Here is a 15,240-nt window from a genome sequence, read left to right as displayed (position 1 = left end):
AATGGGAAATATATTACAGGCAGTAAAAGAAAGAAGAAGTATTAGGAATTATAAAAGAGATGAAGTTTCAAGGGAAAAAATAGAGAAGGTCTTACAAGCAGCAAATTGGGCTCCATCAAATGCAAACAGCCAGCCATGGAAATTCATAGTAATTAAAGGCGATTATTCAAAAAAGGTTAGTAGTATATATTATGAATGGGCTCAAGAATATGTACCAAGAGCTGATTATATAGCAGATGAAAACAAATCAGAAATAATGGATTATTCAAAGGACTTTGGAGGAGCACCTGTCCAGATAGTAGTGATATACGAGTTTTTCGAAAATGATGAAAACAGATCAGAAGAAGCACTAATGGCTACATGTGCAGCAGTGCAAAACTTATGTTTAGTTGCATTAGATGAAGGCTTAGGAACAGTATGGATAGCAGGACACGCTACACATGATCCAAGAACAAGAAGTATATTAAAGATACCTAAAAATCATAAAATAGCTGCAATAATCCCAATAGGATATCCAGCTGATACACCAAAGCCTCCAGCTAGAAAAGATGAAGACTTGGATCATAAAACAACATGGATGGGATTTGAATAAGTCGAGTTAGCTCGGCTTTTTTCAAATTTATGACTTGATGTCCTTGAAGCGAAGAGAGTAGGAGATTAGATTTTTGTAAGCTAATAAAAGAAAAAGTATTAAATAAAATGTTTTTACAGGTAATGCTATAAATATGCTATAATTATAAAGATATTACATGAGTAAGCTCACAGAGGAGGCAAAAATGGTAAAGAAAAATGAAGTTATAGAAGCGCAGATTCAAGACGTTCAATTTCCTAACAAGGGTATAGCTATAATAGATGGAAAAAAGATAGTAATAAAGAATACATTAAAAGGACAGACAGTAAAAGCTAGAATAAATAAGAAAAAAGGCAGACAAATAGAAGCAAAAGTTATAGAAACAATAAAAAAAGCTCCATACGAAGGCGAAGCAGTATGTAAACACTTTGGCAAATGCGGAGGATGCAGTTACCAAACAATAGCATATGAAGACCAACTAAAGCTCAAATCAGAGCAAGTACAAAGATTATTAAAAGAAGCAGACATAACAGACTATGAATATTTAGGAATAGAAAGAAGTCCTAAAGATTTTGCATATAGAAACAAGATGGAGTTTACTTTTGGAGATGAAGTAAAAGATGGAGAGCTTGAGCTAGGAATGCATAGAAGAGGCAAATTCTATGAGATAGTAACAGTAGATGATTGCCAAATAGTACACAAAGACTTCATAACAATACTTACAACATTCCTAAACTATTTTAGAGAGAAACAAATACCTTACTATAAAAAAATGACACATAAAGGATATCTAAGACATTTAGTAGTAAGAAAAGCAGTTAAAACTAATGAATATTTAATAAATTTAGTAACAACAACTCAGTTAGATTTTGATTTTACAGAACTAGTAGACATATTAAAAAATTTAAAGCTAGAAGGACAAATAAAAGGCTTTTTACACACACTAAATGACCAACTAGCAGATGCAGTGATAAGTGATGAAACAAGATTAATATATGGACAGGATTACATAACAGAAGAGATACTGGGATTAAAATTCAAAATAACAGCATTCTCATTCTTCCAAACAAATTCATTAGGAGCAGAAAAACTATATTCAATAGTTAGAGATTTTGCAGGCTCAACAAAAGACAAAGTAATATTTGACTTATACAGCGGAACAGGAACAATAGGACAAATAATGGCACCAATAGCCAAAGAAGTAACAGGAATAGAAATAGTAGAAGAAGCAGTAGAATCAGCAAACGAGAATACAAAACTAAATAATCTAAACAACTGTAAGTTCATAGCAGGAGACGTATTAAAGAAAATAGATGAGCTTAAACAAAAACCAGACATAATAGTACTAGACCCACCAAGATCAGGAATCCATCCAAAAGCAATAAAGAAAATAATCAACTTTAATTGCAAAAACATAATATACGTATCATGTAACCCAAAAGCATTAGCAGAGGATTTGAAGGTGTTTAAGGATGCAGGGTATAAGATAGATAAAATTAAGTGCATGGATATGTTTCCGCAGACGGTGCATATAGAGTGTGTTTCAAAGATAGTAAAAAAATAAGTAGAAGCTAAGCGGTTCGGGTGAACCTATAATATACCTTAAGGGTCACCTTATCCGCACATGCTTCTTGGTGAGAAAACTGTCGGACTTATCAAACTATGGCTAGAGTGCCGAGATGAATATACGGACGAATCTTTCTTATTCACTACGGAAAGAGCTGACCACATCACGGAAAGAGCCGTTCAACATCTGACTAAGCGTTTGAGTGAGTTAAGCGGAGTGGAGTTCAGCCCTCACACTTTACGTCACACTTATTGTAAAAGACTAGCGGACAACACGGGTCAAATCGAAGTTGTAGCCGAATTAGCGGGTCATTCCGATATAAACACAACTAGAATTTATGTTAAGCCAGGTAAGGAAGAACTTAAGAAATATGTTAATGATGTAGAGCTATAGGAAGTAAGACTAACTAGGAGCAAGTGGTAAATTAAAGCGGTTTGCTCTTTTTACTTTTTGGGGAACAATATATTAGACACCACCATAAAGGCAGTTTCTTTTCTTAAAAATTATTAGATTTAAGACGTGATTCTCTTTTATTGTGAATCAATTAATTACTTTCTTTATTTCTGTAAATAATACTCTGTTGAACTAAATATTCTTTTTCATAAAATAATGTTTGTGTTCAGAAGGGCAATCATCTAATACACCAAAAACCTCATATCCATGATTTTGATAAAAATCTTTTGCTTGAAAATCAAAGGTATCTAAATGAATTAATTTACAACCGTTCTCTTTTGCAATTGTCTCTACTTCATTTAAAAGCGCCGAACCATACCCATTTTTTCTAAACTCCTCTTTAACCCACAAAACATCAATAGATAGACAATTCCAACAGTATAACATACTATTTATTCCTGCTCTTATATCCCCGTCAATTCCTTTTATAACCCTATTAATTGGTAAAAAAGGTGGCTCTTGAGTAAATGGAACTTTAGATGCATTATATTCAACTATCCCATTATCAACCACTCTATAATCTTCTCTTGTACTTTTCTCAATAATAAAATTTTTCATATTTAGTTTCCCCCAATATAATTTATAAATTTTGTACTTAAAAAATACGATTATTTATTAATACAGTATATCTTATTGACACAATACAAATAAATTATGTAACAAAAAACTATCTAAATTATATCACACACTTCTGAATTTATACAAACTATACAATAATTTCTAAGTAATACTATAGTATATTCTCCGACATACACCTTTAGGGGGTGGTTGATATGAAAACCAACACAATAGAGCTAGGTGTAAATATTAAGAGTTGCAGAGATTGCAAGAAAGAGCAAGAGTTAAGCTTCGAAGCTATTAGATCAGAGCGTGACGTATTCGCTGAGGAAATCGAAGACCTACTTACTAGGATTGATATTCTAATGGAGGAACGCGACGTCGCGGAAGATAAACTCGAAGACGCAGAAATGAAAGTCTATGGGATTAAAAGAAGAAATTAGTTCCCTACAGGAGTATATCGAAGATAGAGTTTGGCGTGAAAATTGGGGAGAGCGTATTTAGCAGCATATACTTGTTAGAACCCTGCGTGCTCTTATTGAAAATTAGACAGAGAATTCGAAAGTCACTTGGAGGAAAACCAGGGACTTTCTTTTTTTGAACTTATTTTAAAAGAGGAAGAGTGGTGGGCTGATAAATCGATATGGTTAGAATATTATGTATAAGTATTGAATGTTACTAAAAGTATAAAAAACAAAACACAACCACCCAAACCATTGATTTATAAATGTTTATAGTTAGTATCTTTAAAGACTACTCTACCCATGTGGAGACGGTGGTAGGACTATATCGCAAAGACACCTTATAATCCTTGAATTCATGCACTTTGCCAGCTTTTTAACTTTAGCTCAAAAGGTGATGATTTTAAGAATAAAGAGCAAATTAATGATGTTAAAGTAAGAGTTGGTATTTGATAGGATGTAAGGGGATATGTTAAATATATTAAAAATATATAGTTTTGTAAAAAGGCTATGAATATCTAATTCATAGCTTTTTGCATGTATAAATGGTATAATTTCCTTATACTATATTTATTTGGCATGATTTAGAATGAGTAACGATAACTTTATAAGATGATTGCAAAAAATATACAATAAAGGAGATTTAGTATTGCAGGCAAATCAACATTTTTGATGATGATCCTGAAATCGCTTCTATAGTTTTCAAAGTATTGGAACAATTTATTCCAAATACCTGTCAGTAAGTCAGGCAAATATATAATGTGTTGAATTAAATGTTTAATATAGAAAAATAAAGGTTAGTGTCAAAGTTTCTTAACAGAAACTTTGACACTAACAAGATATATGAGGGGGGAATTGTATGATTAAAATAAATAAAATAATATCATCAGAAAAAAGAAATAACTTAAGAAAAGAGTATATTAAGACTTTGGTAGAACCTATTGATGGATATTGGGAAACTGTAGTTATTGATAATTCAGAATGTTATGAAATTATTCGCAATGATACAATAGTAGGTCATTTCTCTGTAGATAAAGATAAAACTCTAGTGCAGTTTTATCTTTCAACAGAGCATTATATATATGCATCGGATATTTTGAAATATTTCATTGAGAATAACATTGTAAAAACTGCATATGTTTCCACAAAAGAACCAGATTTCTTATCAGTGTGTCTTGATTATCAAAAAAGTGTACATTCAGATACGTATCTCTTTACTGATAATCAAAATGTAAATACTGAATCGCTTGAGTTTAGAAACTTGTCTTTTAGATTAGCATTAAAAAGTGATATAAATACTATAAAAACCAAATGTGATGTTGCATTTGAAGGTTATTATGAGGGTTTAATTAACAATAATCAATTATTTGTGCTATATGATGATGATACTTTGCTAGGCATAGGTGAGTTTAGAATAATGGCTTCAAATATACATTATGCAGATATAGGAGTTGTTGTAGCAGAAGAATATAGACGTAAAGGAATGGGAACTTACATTATTACAAAGTTAAAAAAACATTGTTATAATAATAATTTAAAGCCTTTAGCATGTTGTGATATTAAAAATATAGCATCTAAGAATACTTTACAAAAATCTGGATTTATATGCAATCATAGAATTATACATGTAAACTTTAATTAGTCTCATTAAAAAATATTAAGTATGCTTACTAAATTTCAAAACATATATACAATGATTAGCCCACAAAGATAGTAAACTATGGCAGGAGAAGTGAAATCAAAAAAATATGGTAACATTTAAAGAGAGGTATAAAGAGGTTGATGATGGTATGAACTTGGGCAGTCTTCTTATTTATGGGAAACATCCACTGAGACGTTTTTTTTTAGTGAAATGGGGATATGGAAGAGTTGAAGTATCAACTGGAAATGTTGGACAAGGTGCTTTAAGTTCATATAGACTTTTTTATGGCTTTTAGTAGATAATAGATATAACAGAAGTAAAATTTGATATGTAATAAACAGGATATCGTATCATTTATTCCAAAAAGTGGTGATGATACGATATCTATTATAAAAAAAGGATGTATGAGGGTGTATGACGAGAAAATTAGTTATGGGTTTTTCTATAATAATTATATTATTGGAATCATTATTAATATCATATATTAGTTACACTGATTTTATTAACTTACAAATAATAACAGCTAATTCGTTGATATCAGACAAATCTGTTACGGTTTTATTTAAAGAAGGAAATGTAACACCACCTTTGCATAAGTTAATTAACCGTTATCCTGATATAGCTATTTTATCGGAACTTTATAATTATCCTGATTTACGAGTATGGGGGATTTGTGGAAATTCCTTTTTAGATAGTAAAACAAATTCATTTATAGAAGGAACGTTTTTCAATAAAGATGATTTTTTCAAGAAAGAATTCAAAGCTGTTGTAGGTAAAAATGTTTTAAATCCAGACAATTGCTTTAAGGATAATAATGGCAAAAAATATTTTGTATTTTATGACAATTATTATGAAGTCATTGGATATATATCCTCAAATATTAGTAATATGCTTGATAATACTGCTTTTGTTAATTTAGATTCATTTGATGTTAAATTACGTGGATTTATTATAGATAGCGCAAAAAGTTCGAGTATAGTTACTGCTGTCAATAGCCTAAAAAAAGAATATGATGTTGATATAATAAGAGAAAATGATAACTTCATAGAAAGGTATATATTTAATGATGTCGATAGACATATATTAAATATTTTAGTAACTATTTTTGCTAGTATACTTACGATTACACTTTTAATGTTTACCTTACGTTATTATAGTGAGGAAATTAAGGTTAAAAGAATAATAGGCATAAGTTTTAAAAGCATTTTGTTTGATTTGCTTAGGAGTGTTATTTTTATAACTGTGATAAATACTGCTTTTGTAGTAACAATATACGCAATTATTTACTATATCTTTTTACAAAATATTCACATAGGTTTTTATTTTCATTCATTAATTATATTTTCATTAATTATATTAACTACTATTTGCTTAGCAATATATGTGTGCATGCTTGTATCAAATAATTTATTTTATAAAAATGGAGTGAAGTAGATATATGAAATATAAAAAAAACAATTATATATACATAGTAGTATGTTTTTGTGTCTTGACTATTGCCACAACAATATTCATGTTTTCTAATAAAAACTATAATAAGGCAGTACATAAAATAATAGATTTTGATAATAAAAATGTTGAATCGATATATTTGCGAGTAACCGATGTATACGATCAAAAGAATCAAAAAAAATTATCAGAATTCTTTTCCCAAAAAAATTCATTGGAACTAATGAAGGAGTTTTCCCACATTGTAAATGAAGAGTTTAATTTTTTAGAATTCGATACACAGCCATTACTGTTAAAGGATAATTTTAGTTATAAAGATGAATTTCGAGAAGATTATGGAAGTATTTCTTTTGGAGTAAACGATCATATTGGTATCTCTTTGCAATCTGTGCAGATAGGTAAAAACGCTTACGACTTTTTTTCATTGCAAAATCAGGTTGCTAGTGGAAAAGGATTTGAAAATAACGGCTTTATATTTAATAACAAAATAATTCCGGCTATATTAGGCCATGAATATTCAGAGTTAATTAATATAGGTGAAACAATAAAATTTAATTATTTATCGAAAGATATATCCGCAAAGGTTATTGGCTTTTTAAAAAAAGATACCTCCATAGGGATTAATAACAAGATTCATTTTCTGGATAGATATATAGTAATCCCTTCATTGGAGTTACATTTTGAACCAGAAAATGAGGCAGATGAAAAGTTTCAAAAAATACTATATTCATTGAAAAACTGGGGATATATAAAGATAAGCGATGGGGAAGATTATTATGCTTATAAATATAAAGTAGATGAAATTAGCAATAAGCTAGGTCTAAAATATGTTTTAAACGAAGGATTTGTTGGTCCGTACATTAATAATATTTCAAATACAATGCATTCAAGCAAAGGAGTATTTTTGATTGTATCTATTTTTCTATTTTTGATATTATCAGTTATTTTCACTTACATATATGTATGGAATTTCAATAGAAATAAAAAGGTGTATGCAATTCACTTAATCTGTGGTTGTAGTTTTCTTAGGCTAAAACTAAGAATATATTTTGAAATATTTATTCAATTTATATTATCACTTGGATTATCTTCCTTTATCAATAGAATTTTACTTGGACAAGATAGTATTTATTTATCTGAGGGTGCATTACTTGAACAGGCAATAAGTCAAACTGTAGTATTATCAACAATTATAATGCTTGGAATATGTATAGCGTTAAATATTTATTTCAACAAAAGTAATATTTATGCTTCTATCCAAAAAGAAGATTAACAATAAAGGAGAATACATATGATCGAATTAATTAATATTAGTAAAAAATTTAAGTATAAAAAATCCGAAATAAAAGCACTGGATAGTGTTAGCTTAAAGATAGATAAGAATGAAATGGTTGCAATTATGGGACCAAGTGGTTCAGGTAAAACAACACTATTGAATATAGTAGGCGGTATATTAAAGCAAAGCAGTGGAGAATATTTATTTAACAATGAACCAGTATTGGGTGACGAATCGTCAATGGCAAAATTCAGAAGTGATAATGTAGGATTTATTCTCCAACATTTTGCATTAATTAAGAATAGAAATATTTTATACAATATAGCATTACCATTAAAATACAAAGATATAGAAAAAAAAGAAATTAAAGAAAAAGTATTAGCTGTTGCTGACACGTTTGGAATTTCTAGTAAACTTGAAATGTATCCTCACATGCTTTCAGGTGGAGAATGCCAACGAGTAGCAATTGCTCGAGCAGTTATTTCAAATCCAAATGTTATTTTAGCAGATGAACCGACAAATTCTTTAGATAATGATAATAAATACGAAGTACTAGATATATTAAAAAAATTAAACAAAAAAGGTATTACTATAATAATAGCTACTCATGATAACACAGTTGCCCAAATTTGTGATAGAAAAATACATATTAATAATGGAAACAATATAAAATAAAATTTTCATAAAAGTTGTGACAAGGAAATCAAAATTTAGCTATTGGTGTTATTTTTATATGTGCAATTATAAACAATATTGTATATGTTGGATTTATGGGAGAAATAAAAGATTTTCAAAGATTGTATAATTATTATTTGTTAATCAAAATTAACATAAGTATAATATATTCTTTTTTAATTTTCATTCTTGTGATGTTTCTGATGTTAAAATCTTTTTTAGAACCATGTAAAGAAATAAAAAAAATTATGTGGGGTGAAAATTATAAACAACTATTAAATATTTTAAAATTGATTTTTTTACCTATGGCATTGGAAAATGCAGAAGTTAGTACAACAATATCAGTTAATAATCAAATAGAAAATAAAGAATTTAAGGTTTTAATTGACAAAAAAGCTTATAATAGTAACGGATGTTATGATCGTAGATACAATAAAGAAATTTATAAACATATTAAGGAATTATATAAATTAAAAGAACAATAAATGATTACTAGAATAGATTATTTTAAGAAAAAGAAAGAGGCTCTAGATAAAATAAAATTCTAAACTGTAATTTATATTTAAAATATAATTTGTAAAAGCTAAAATGTAGCAAGCAAAGGGACGGTTCATTTGTTTGAATAAAATAACAATATTAACAACAATAAGGATGGAGGTGTTAAGTTGTTGTAAAAAATAGCCCATAAAACTTTCAGTATATTAAGTTGAGTCTAAAGGAACAGTTCCATAGTAAGAAAAGTTAATTATGAAAAATAGTAAAGGTGAAATACAAGGAAAAGATAAATAGAATAAAAATTAAAAACATATCGATAGAATTATAAGCTAAAATATTGAAATATCTAAAAAACAAGTAAGAATTAATTGGGATAAACTGCAAGAATAACAGAGGTTACAGTTAATGAGGTAATAAAGTATAACAAATGTATGAACTGTCTCCTTGCATACGGAGCGTCAACTGAATTTGTTAAACAAGTCTAAAATGTCAACTAGGTTAATATTCCATCAATCTAATTACCCCCATATTTCAAATAATAATATAGGGGTAATTAATAAGCAATAATACTAATATGTTTGTAAGATTATTGAGTTATCCTTCATGATTAGTCGTAAATGTAATATCGGACGACTCTAAAGTCCATATTGTATTCACTACAGGAGCAAATACAATTAGCAAAAACACTTAAAGTAGCTTGTAATTTTAAATTTTTTTTAAGTTTTTTCATAACTATCCTCCTTTCATTTGAAAATCTAGCTAATTTCATTTAGGATACATATTAGATAATTTTGCATGTAAATATGTTCCAATATTACAAAAAATATAATGCAAGGGGGTGATTATTTTGAATAAATTTGGATATAGTCGCATTATTATTATTGGCAATAATGGAAGTGGGAAAAGTTTTCTGGCTAAAGAATTGTCTGCTATAACAGGGTTGCCAATTGTTCATCTAGATGTTGAATTTTGGGGTCCTAATTGGGAGCAACCAACGAAAGAGAAATGGATAATGAAGCAAAATGAACTTATATCAAAGGAAAAATGGATTATTGATGGTAATCATACAGGAACAATGGAATTGCGATTTAAATCGGCAGATTTAATCATATTTCTAGATATAAATCGGTTAGTATGTTTGCTTGGTGTATTAAGAAGGTATGGAAAAAAGAGGTCAGATATGCCTCAACATCTTGAAGAAAGATTTGATTTGGAATTTTTTAAGTTCTTAAAAGGACTATGGACATTTAATAAAACAAGAAAACGTACTATAATGGAGTTGCACGAAAAATATTTACACAAATCATTTTTAACCCTTAGAAGTAGGGGCGAAATAAATAATTTATTAAATCAACTGAGAGAAAAAAAGTTGGATACAGAAATACAGATATTGTAATAGGTGATTGTGAAATGTACAAATAAAAATCTGTGCACCCACTGGCGACGGTTCTTTTGGGTGAAAATGGGAATAAGTATTAACGTTATTTAATTAATAGAAAACAGGGATATATCAAAATAGTAAGAAGAATAAATCGGCAGGCATATTTGAAGATAAGGAAAATAGACAAAAATTAACAGAAATACTAAAGCAATATAAAGAAAAAAGTTGGTATCGGAAAGCCGTATGCTGGAAAACGGCATGTACGGTTTGATGAGGGGAGGTGGGTAATACCACTTTTCTACTCTGTAGAAGAAATAGGTTGATTTCAAGATATTTAAGTATTCTATGTAAAATTAATATGAGATTGTATATTCCCTCAGATTTTTAGTTTGGGGGATTTTTTATTCTTTGGAAATCTAAATTCACCAGTAGAAATACAGCAGAATGCAATTGTTTTAATGTCATCATACTTGCTAGCCTTTTCAAGACAGGAGGTATAACATGATGCAAGTAGCCATATTTCTGTATTGCAATTAATGCAACAAGAATATCTTAAGCTTAAATTAATAAGTCCTGAATGTATGAAGACATACAGGACTTATTAACATATTTTCTCATATCTATAGTAATAACTATAGAGTGTATTTTGCAGGAGGATTCCCAGAAAGGTCAGCGATAACTGCCTGTGCATCTTCTAGATAGAAAATTTCAAAGGTTGGATTTTCTGGTGTTTGGTATACTGGTTTTACAAGCTCACTGCTTTCAAGCACAGCCTTTTTAATTTCTATATCAGTGGAGAATACAGCTTTTCCGCTTAACCTGATCCATGCAAATGCTGGGTTTGAAGTTGTAATTTCAATATATGGACACTCTTTAAGTTGTTCAAAAACATCTTTTTGATTACTAGTACAGAAATATAACTTTCCATCTTTCTCAAGCATAAATTGGAAAGGACGCACCTTAGGCTTACCATCTAATCCAATTGTTGCAAAATATTGTACTGGGTTATCACTTAAAAACTCTACTACTTTGTTCATATTTAACATCTCCTTATAAAAGTTATAGATTATTTTTATACATTTTGAAATATTTAAAAATATTAATGAAATTTTTATTCAACTGTCTTGGGTTAATTTGATTTATAGTGGCCACGAGTATATAATAAATGCTATAGTATATTAGTTCAAGTAAGCACTTGAAAGTGCTATAAGTACCTAGAGGTAACTAATAGGAGGTGATTTTGTGAAGAAAGAATTACCACTTTGTCCAGTTGAAACAACTCTCACACTTATAGGAGATAAGTGGAAGGTGCTGATATTAAGAGACCTTATAGATGGAACTAAACGTTTTGGAGAATTAAAAAAATCTATAGGTCCAATTAGTCAAAAAGTTCTTACTCAACAACTACGGTCTATGGAAGAAGATGGACTTGTTGAGAGAAAAGCCTATGCTGAAGTGCCACCAAGGGTTGAATACTCGCTAACAGAAACAGGAAGTAGTCTTAAACCAATACTTGATTCTATGTGGATATGGGGAGAAAAGTACAAAGAGCAGATGAATGAGTGAAAATAAAAAAACAATTGATGAGAAATCAGTATAAAGTGTCATTGGTCAAGTAGTTGCGCTGAATCTTACTATAAGTAACGAAAATAAAGAATATCATTAGATACATTACAAACTGTATTTTGTGGGATATGAGTATATTTAAAAGCTAAATCGTGTAATTAATAAGCAAGGTGAGCATAGATAAAAATTGAATTTTGATACCTTTTAGTAATGATATCTTTAAAACAACACCCTTACATTTTACCTAGTATATGGTAACATATGGGTGTTGTTTAATTATTAATATATTTACTATTAATATTAAAAGGTTTCGTTATGATTGTTTTTGGTCTAATAATAACATTATAAAATTGAAGAAAGAATTATATAATAAATGTAGCTTTTAATGTAGGAAGGTAATTTTATGGATTATGGTGTTCTGTCATTGATGACAGTATTACTAGTTTAATTTCAACATATACTCTTGAGGGTGTGTTTATTTCATTACTATCATGTATTATAGTTTGTGGAATTACAAATAATAAATTTTAGACTATGAAACAGATTGTAATTGAATTCAGATTTAAAAAGACTATACAAAAGATAATAGAGGTCTTGAAAAAAATGAATACTATATGCCAAATCTATGATAAACGGCTAATTTATAAGAAAATATGTAGAGGTAGTTGGTATAAGTGTGCCTATATTATTCTTTTGGAGACATAAAATTATACATGTAAAAAAATTAATAAAACTATTATGAGGAGGAATAATCTATGTTTAAACGCATCGACCATGTAGCATTTATTGTTAAGGATAGATCTAAATCTATAAATTTTTATGAAGAGCATTTTGGCTTCAAGAAATATTATGGACATGATGTGCCTATACCAATAGTAGAAAAAATAGTTTATCTTAAACTAGGCGATACCGTTTTAGAGTTGATACACATACCGACTGGTTCATTAGACAAAGGATTTCATTTCTGTCTTGAGAGCGATAGCTTTGACGAAGATTATAACCGTTTAATAAATGCTGGTATTCCTGTTGAGACTGAACCTCACCCTGTTGGAGCAAGAGAGGCAGGAGAAGAAGGTTGGCGTAGAGTAGTGTTTGTGGGTCCTGACGGAGAATCGATAGAATTTAGAGGATAAAAACTTATAGCATAGTTAAATAGAAATGTTCTTAAAATACTATATAATGGAACCTTATATTAAGGTTCCATTAAAAAACTTATATATCAATCAACACTATTCTTAAACACAGCCTAAATTTAAATAACACTTTTATTGTAATATAAATAGTATCATTAGGTGTTGTTGGTGGTTATGTTTAAATCAAATTTCACAGTACAATTATTGCAATTAAAGGAGATAATATGAACAAGGTAGAAAAGATTAAATTTAAAAATAAGAAAAAAAATAAAGGCTTTGAAATTATATCATTGAAAAATTTTTTTGAATCTGCAAATACCTCTTTCATAAGGAAGCATTTTCGTACTGATTTTTACAATTTGATTTTTGTTACTGAAGGTAAATGTATTCATGAAATTGATTTTTTAGAATATACCATTCAAGCAGGTGAAAGCTTAATTATTTCAAGGAATCGTGTTCATAGATATAGTGAGTTTGATAATGTACAAGGGTATTTAATCATGTTCACAGAGGGGTTTTTATGTGGATTTTTAAGTGATAACACTTCTGAAGTCAAAGATTTGTTTAAGCAAAGCTATATGAATCCACATGTGAATTTTATAGATTTATATGCTTCAACGTTGACAAAACTTTTAGATGTAATACATGATATGTACACATATGCTGATGGTGTTATGAATTACAAGGTAATTGTTTCGGCTTTTAGAACCTTCGCCCTATTAATATTAAACAGTATCTTAGGAAAAGATACCTCACAGAAAAAAAATGAAATTTTTATACAGTTCACTGAATTAGTTGAAGAACATATTGATAAAGAGAAAACTGTAGAAAGCTATGCTAATATGATGCACGTCTCTAAAAAGACAGTTAATTTAATGACACGAAAAGCTATTGATATGTCCGCAAAGCAATATATTATTCAACAACTTATTTTAAAAATAAAACTTAAACTATGTTTTGAACAAAAGAGTATCAGTGAAATTGCCAATGAATTAGGTTTTACAGAATCATCTAATATGACAAGATTTTTTAAAAAATATACAGGCGTTAGTCCTAGAGACTTTAGAAATATGAATAGGGAAGATAATAATAACTGGATAAGGAGTGAGAGTATGGATTTAAATGCTATAAAAGAAGCTATTGAAACAAAGGTGTATCATATCTCTTCCGATGAAAAAGTTCCTCTCCATGAACATGCAACTCAAGATGAAGTATTTTATTGTATAAAGGGTTCAGGGTTTGGCGTATTAGCAGATGGAGAAGTAGAGTTACAGGTAGGAGATGTATTTATTGCTCCTGCTGGAACAATGCATTCTCTTAGAAGTGATGGAGATCTTTATGTAACAGCTTTTCTTATACCTGTAAATAGAATTATTTGTCACTGTAAACAAGTGAGTTATGGTGATATTAGGAAAGCAATGGTTGGTGGTGCTCGTACTATAGAGGAAATACAAGAAATTACAGGAGCCGGAACAGGTTGCGGTAATTGTATTAAAGATATAAAAAAAATATTAGCATTAGCCTGTGGATGCAATAATGTTTCTATTGAAGCCGTAGTTAATGCAGTTAAAGATGGGGCAGATACAGTTGAAAAAGTTGGAGAAGTAACAGGAGCAGGTACTAATTGTGGAAAATGTAAAGCTCTAATACAAAATATAATTGATACAAAGAAGTAATTTAAAAACATACTTCCAGAGGATATTAAGTATGATAGAAAGGTAGCACTGATTAAAATCAATGTTATCTTTTATTAATTTAGTCAAGAAATTAAAGGCTATCCTCTCATAGTTCTTGAACTGGTTATTAAAACCGCCATTATTATAGGTGCGGTGAACCATATCATAACTTCAAAATACGTCAATTGGTAAGAGTAACTGGAGCAAGTAAGTATAATGTAGAGAAAGCATAGCAGACATTGAACCTGTCCCCGCGTCTGTTAAGAGTTACTATATTGGTTTGCAGTTAGATTTCAATAATAACGGTAATGATGGTGGTGACATTGTTGCGTGTCTA

The 15,240-nt window shown here is 29.3% G+C and carries 17 protein-coding genes; 14 read left to right on the top strand and 3 right to left on the bottom strand.

The window, feature by feature from the left end; translation table 11 throughout:
* Nucleotide 1: 1 nt before the first annotated feature.
* From AYC61_RS05625 to AYC61_RS05615, 3 genes are all read left to right on the top strand, one after another.
* Nucleotides 2-592 (top strand): nitroreductase family protein, encoded by a 591-nt coding sequence (locus AYC61_RS05625; RefSeq protein ID WP_066498018.1) that lies wholly within the window; start codon nucleotides 2-4, stop codon nucleotides 590-592.
* A gap of 184 nt (nucleotides 593-776) precedes the next feature.
* Entirely contained in the window at nucleotides 777-2,135 is a 1,359-nt protein-coding gene (gene rlmD, locus AYC61_RS05620; protein ID WP_066498016.1) for a 23S rRNA (uracil(1939)-C(5))-methyltransferase RlmD, read from the top strand.
* Nucleotides 2,136-2,195: 60 nt separating this feature from the next.
* Nucleotides 2,196-2,531 carry a tyrosine-type recombinase/integrase gene (locus AYC61_RS05615; protein WP_066498013.1) on the top strand — a complete coding sequence of 112 codons (336 nt, stop codon included), beginning with the start codon at nucleotides 2,196-2,198 and terminating at the stop codon, nucleotides 2,529-2,531.
* Nucleotides 2,532-2,723: 192 nt separating this feature from the next.
* On the opposite strand, the gene AYC61_RS05610 is transcribed toward AYC61_RS05615, so the two are convergent.
* Complete coding sequence (locus tag AYC61_RS05610; RefSeq protein ID WP_066498011.1) at nucleotides 2,724-3,149, bottom strand: GNAT family N-acetyltransferase; 426 nt, start codon at nucleotides 3,147-3,149, stop codon at nucleotides 2,724-2,726.
* A gap of 215 nt (nucleotides 3,150-3,364) precedes the next feature.
* On the opposite strand from AYC61_RS05610, the gene AYC61_RS05605 reads away from it, so the two are divergent.
* The 8 genes from AYC61_RS05605 to AYC61_RS05570 all read left to right on the top strand — a co-directional run bounded on the left by AYC61_RS05605 (nucleotide 3,365) and on the right by AYC61_RS05570 (nucleotide 10,543).
* Nucleotides 3,365-3,592: a hypothetical protein gene (locus AYC61_RS05605; protein ID WP_066498009.1), complete on the top strand. Its 228-nt coding sequence runs from the start codon at nucleotides 3,365-3,367 to the stop codon at nucleotides 3,590-3,592.
* An 877-nt stretch (nucleotides 3,593-4,469) separates the two neighbouring features.
* Nucleotides 4,470-5,252: a GNAT family N-acetyltransferase gene (locus tag AYC61_RS05600; RefSeq protein ID WP_066498006.1), complete on the top strand. Its 783-nt coding sequence runs from the start codon at nucleotides 4,470-4,472 to the stop codon at nucleotides 5,250-5,252.
* 106 nt (nucleotides 5,253-5,358) lie between these two features.
* The gene (locus AYC61_RS05595; RefSeq protein ID WP_066498000.1) at nucleotides 5,359-5,547 is read left to right on the top strand and encodes a hypothetical protein; all 189 of its coding nucleotides are present in this window, start codon (nucleotides 5,359-5,361) and stop codon (nucleotides 5,545-5,547) included.
* Between the two features lie 119 nt (nucleotides 5,548-5,666).
* Complete coding sequence (locus tag AYC61_RS05590) at nucleotides 5,667-6,686, top strand: ABC transporter permease family protein (protein WP_066497998.1); 1,020 nt, start codon at nucleotides 5,667-5,669, stop codon at nucleotides 6,684-6,686.
* Between the two features lie 4 nt (nucleotides 6,687-6,690).
* Nucleotides 6,691-7,974, top strand: a complete 1,284-nt coding sequence (locus AYC61_RS05585; RefSeq protein WP_066497996.1) for a hypothetical protein — start codon at nucleotides 6,691-6,693, stop codon at nucleotides 7,972-7,974.
* Between the two features lie 18 nt (nucleotides 7,975-7,992).
* Nucleotides 7,993-8,652 carry an ABC transporter ATP-binding protein gene (locus tag AYC61_RS05580; RefSeq protein ID WP_082759801.1) on the top strand — a complete coding sequence of 220 codons (660 nt, stop codon included), beginning with the start codon at nucleotides 7,993-7,995 and terminating at the stop codon, nucleotides 8,650-8,652.
* 203 nt (nucleotides 8,653-8,855) lie between these two features.
* On the top strand, nucleotides 8,856-9,137 hold the full coding sequence (locus tag AYC61_RS05575; protein WP_156456364.1) for a hypothetical protein: 282 nt from the start codon (nucleotides 8,856-8,858) through the stop codon (nucleotides 9,135-9,137).
* A gap of 857 nt (nucleotides 9,138-9,994) precedes the next feature.
* Nucleotides 9,995-10,543, top strand: coding sequence for a P-loop NTPase family protein (locus tag AYC61_RS05570; protein ID WP_066497989.1), 549 nt, complete (start codon nucleotides 9,995-9,997; stop codon nucleotides 10,541-10,543).
* Nucleotides 10,544-10,904: 361 nt separating this feature from the next.
* On the opposite strand, the gene AYC61_RS20615 is transcribed toward AYC61_RS05570, so the two are convergent.
* Together AYC61_RS20615 and AYC61_RS05565 are read right to left on the bottom strand one after the other, a co-directional pair.
* Complete coding sequence (locus AYC61_RS20615) at nucleotides 10,905-11,048, bottom strand: macro domain-containing protein (RefSeq protein ID WP_242866753.1); 144 nt, start codon at nucleotides 11,046-11,048, stop codon at nucleotides 10,905-10,907.
* A gap of 112 nt (nucleotides 11,049-11,160) precedes the next feature.
* Entirely contained in the window at nucleotides 11,161-11,565 is a 405-nt protein-coding gene (locus AYC61_RS05565; RefSeq protein WP_066497988.1) for a pyridoxamine 5'-phosphate oxidase family protein, read from the bottom strand.
* Nucleotides 11,566-11,770: 205 nt separating this feature from the next.
* Between AYC61_RS05565 and AYC61_RS05560 the strand changes: the two genes are divergently transcribed.
* From AYC61_RS05560 to AYC61_RS20610, 3 genes are all read left to right on the top strand, one after another.
* Entirely contained in the window at nucleotides 11,771-12,094 is a 324-nt protein-coding gene (locus AYC61_RS05560) for a winged helix-turn-helix transcriptional regulator (protein WP_066497986.1), read from the top strand.
* 755 nt (nucleotides 12,095-12,849) lie between these two features.
* Nucleotides 12,850-13,227 carry a VOC family protein gene (locus tag AYC61_RS05555; protein ID WP_066497979.1) on the top strand — a complete coding sequence of 126 codons (378 nt, stop codon included), beginning with the start codon at nucleotides 12,850-12,852 and terminating at the stop codon, nucleotides 13,225-13,227.
* A gap of 224 nt (nucleotides 13,228-13,451) precedes the next feature.
* Nucleotides 13,452-14,903 carry a (2Fe-2S)-binding protein gene (locus tag AYC61_RS20610; protein ID WP_082759800.1) on the top strand — a complete coding sequence of 484 codons (1,452 nt, stop codon included), beginning with the start codon at nucleotides 13,452-13,454 and terminating at the stop codon, nucleotides 14,901-14,903.
* Nucleotides 14,904-15,240 lie beyond the last annotated feature (337 nt).

Origin of the sequence: Abyssisolibacter fermentans (genome assembly GCF_001559865.1) — a bacterium.
GTDB classification, from domain to species: Bacteria; Bacillota; Clostridia; order Tissierellales; family MCWD3; genus Abyssisolibacter; species Abyssisolibacter fermentans.
The sequence above is the reverse complement of the archived record's forward strand: the minus strand, read 5'-3'. Positions and strand labels throughout refer to the sequence as shown.

What these genes read in the sequence shown, in the direction of transcription:
- AYC61_RS05625 (WP_066498018.1), top strand. Translation starts at nt 2, where the DNA reads ATGGGAAATATATTACAGGCAGTAAAAGAAAGAAGAAGTATTAGGAAT.
- rlmD (WP_066498016.1), top strand. Translation starts at nt 777, where the DNA reads ATGGTAAAGAAAAATGAAGTTATAGAAGCGCAGATTCAAGACGTTCAA.
- AYC61_RS05615 (WP_066498013.1), top strand. Translation starts at nt 2,196, where the DNA reads ATGCTTCTTGGTGAGAAAACTGTCGGACTTATCAAACTATGGCTAGAG.
- AYC61_RS05610 (WP_066498011.1), bottom strand. Translation starts at nt 3,149, where the DNA reads ATGAAAAATTTTATTATTGAGAAAAGTACAAGAGAAGATTATAGAGTG.
- AYC61_RS05605 (WP_066498009.1), top strand. Translation starts at nt 3,365, where the DNA reads ATGAAAACCAACACAATAGAGCTAGGTGTAAATATTAAGAGTTGCAGA.
- AYC61_RS05600 (WP_066498006.1), top strand. Translation starts at nt 4,470, where the DNA reads ATGATTAAAATAAATAAAATAATATCATCAGAAAAAAGAAATAACTTA.
- AYC61_RS05595 (WP_066498000.1), top strand. Translation starts at nt 5,359, where the DNA reads ATGGTAACATTTAAAGAGAGGTATAAAGAGGTTGATGATGGTATGAAC.
- AYC61_RS05590 (WP_066497998.1), top strand. Translation starts at nt 5,667, where the DNA reads ATGACGAGAAAATTAGTTATGGGTTTTTCTATAATAATTATATTATTG.
- AYC61_RS05585 (WP_066497996.1), top strand. Translation starts at nt 6,691, where the DNA reads ATGAAATATAAAAAAAACAATTATATATACATAGTAGTATGTTTTTGT.
- AYC61_RS05580 (WP_082759801.1), top strand. Translation starts at nt 7,993, where the DNA reads ATGATCGAATTAATTAATATTAGTAAAAAATTTAAGTATAAAAAATCC.
- AYC61_RS05575 (WP_156456364.1), top strand. Translation starts at nt 8,856, where the DNA reads ATGTTAAAATCTTTTTTAGAACCATGTAAAGAAATAAAAAAAATTATG.
- AYC61_RS05565 (WP_066497988.1), bottom strand. Translation starts at nt 11,565, where the DNA reads ATGAACAAAGTAGTAGAGTTTTTAAGTGATAACCCAGTACAATATTTT.
- AYC61_RS05555 (WP_066497979.1), top strand. Translation starts at nt 12,850, where the DNA reads ATGTTTAAACGCATCGACCATGTAGCATTTATTGTTAAGGATAGATCT.
- AYC61_RS20610 (WP_082759800.1), top strand. Translation starts at nt 13,452, where the DNA reads ATGAACAAGGTAGAAAAGATTAAATTTAAAAATAAGAAAAAAAATAAA.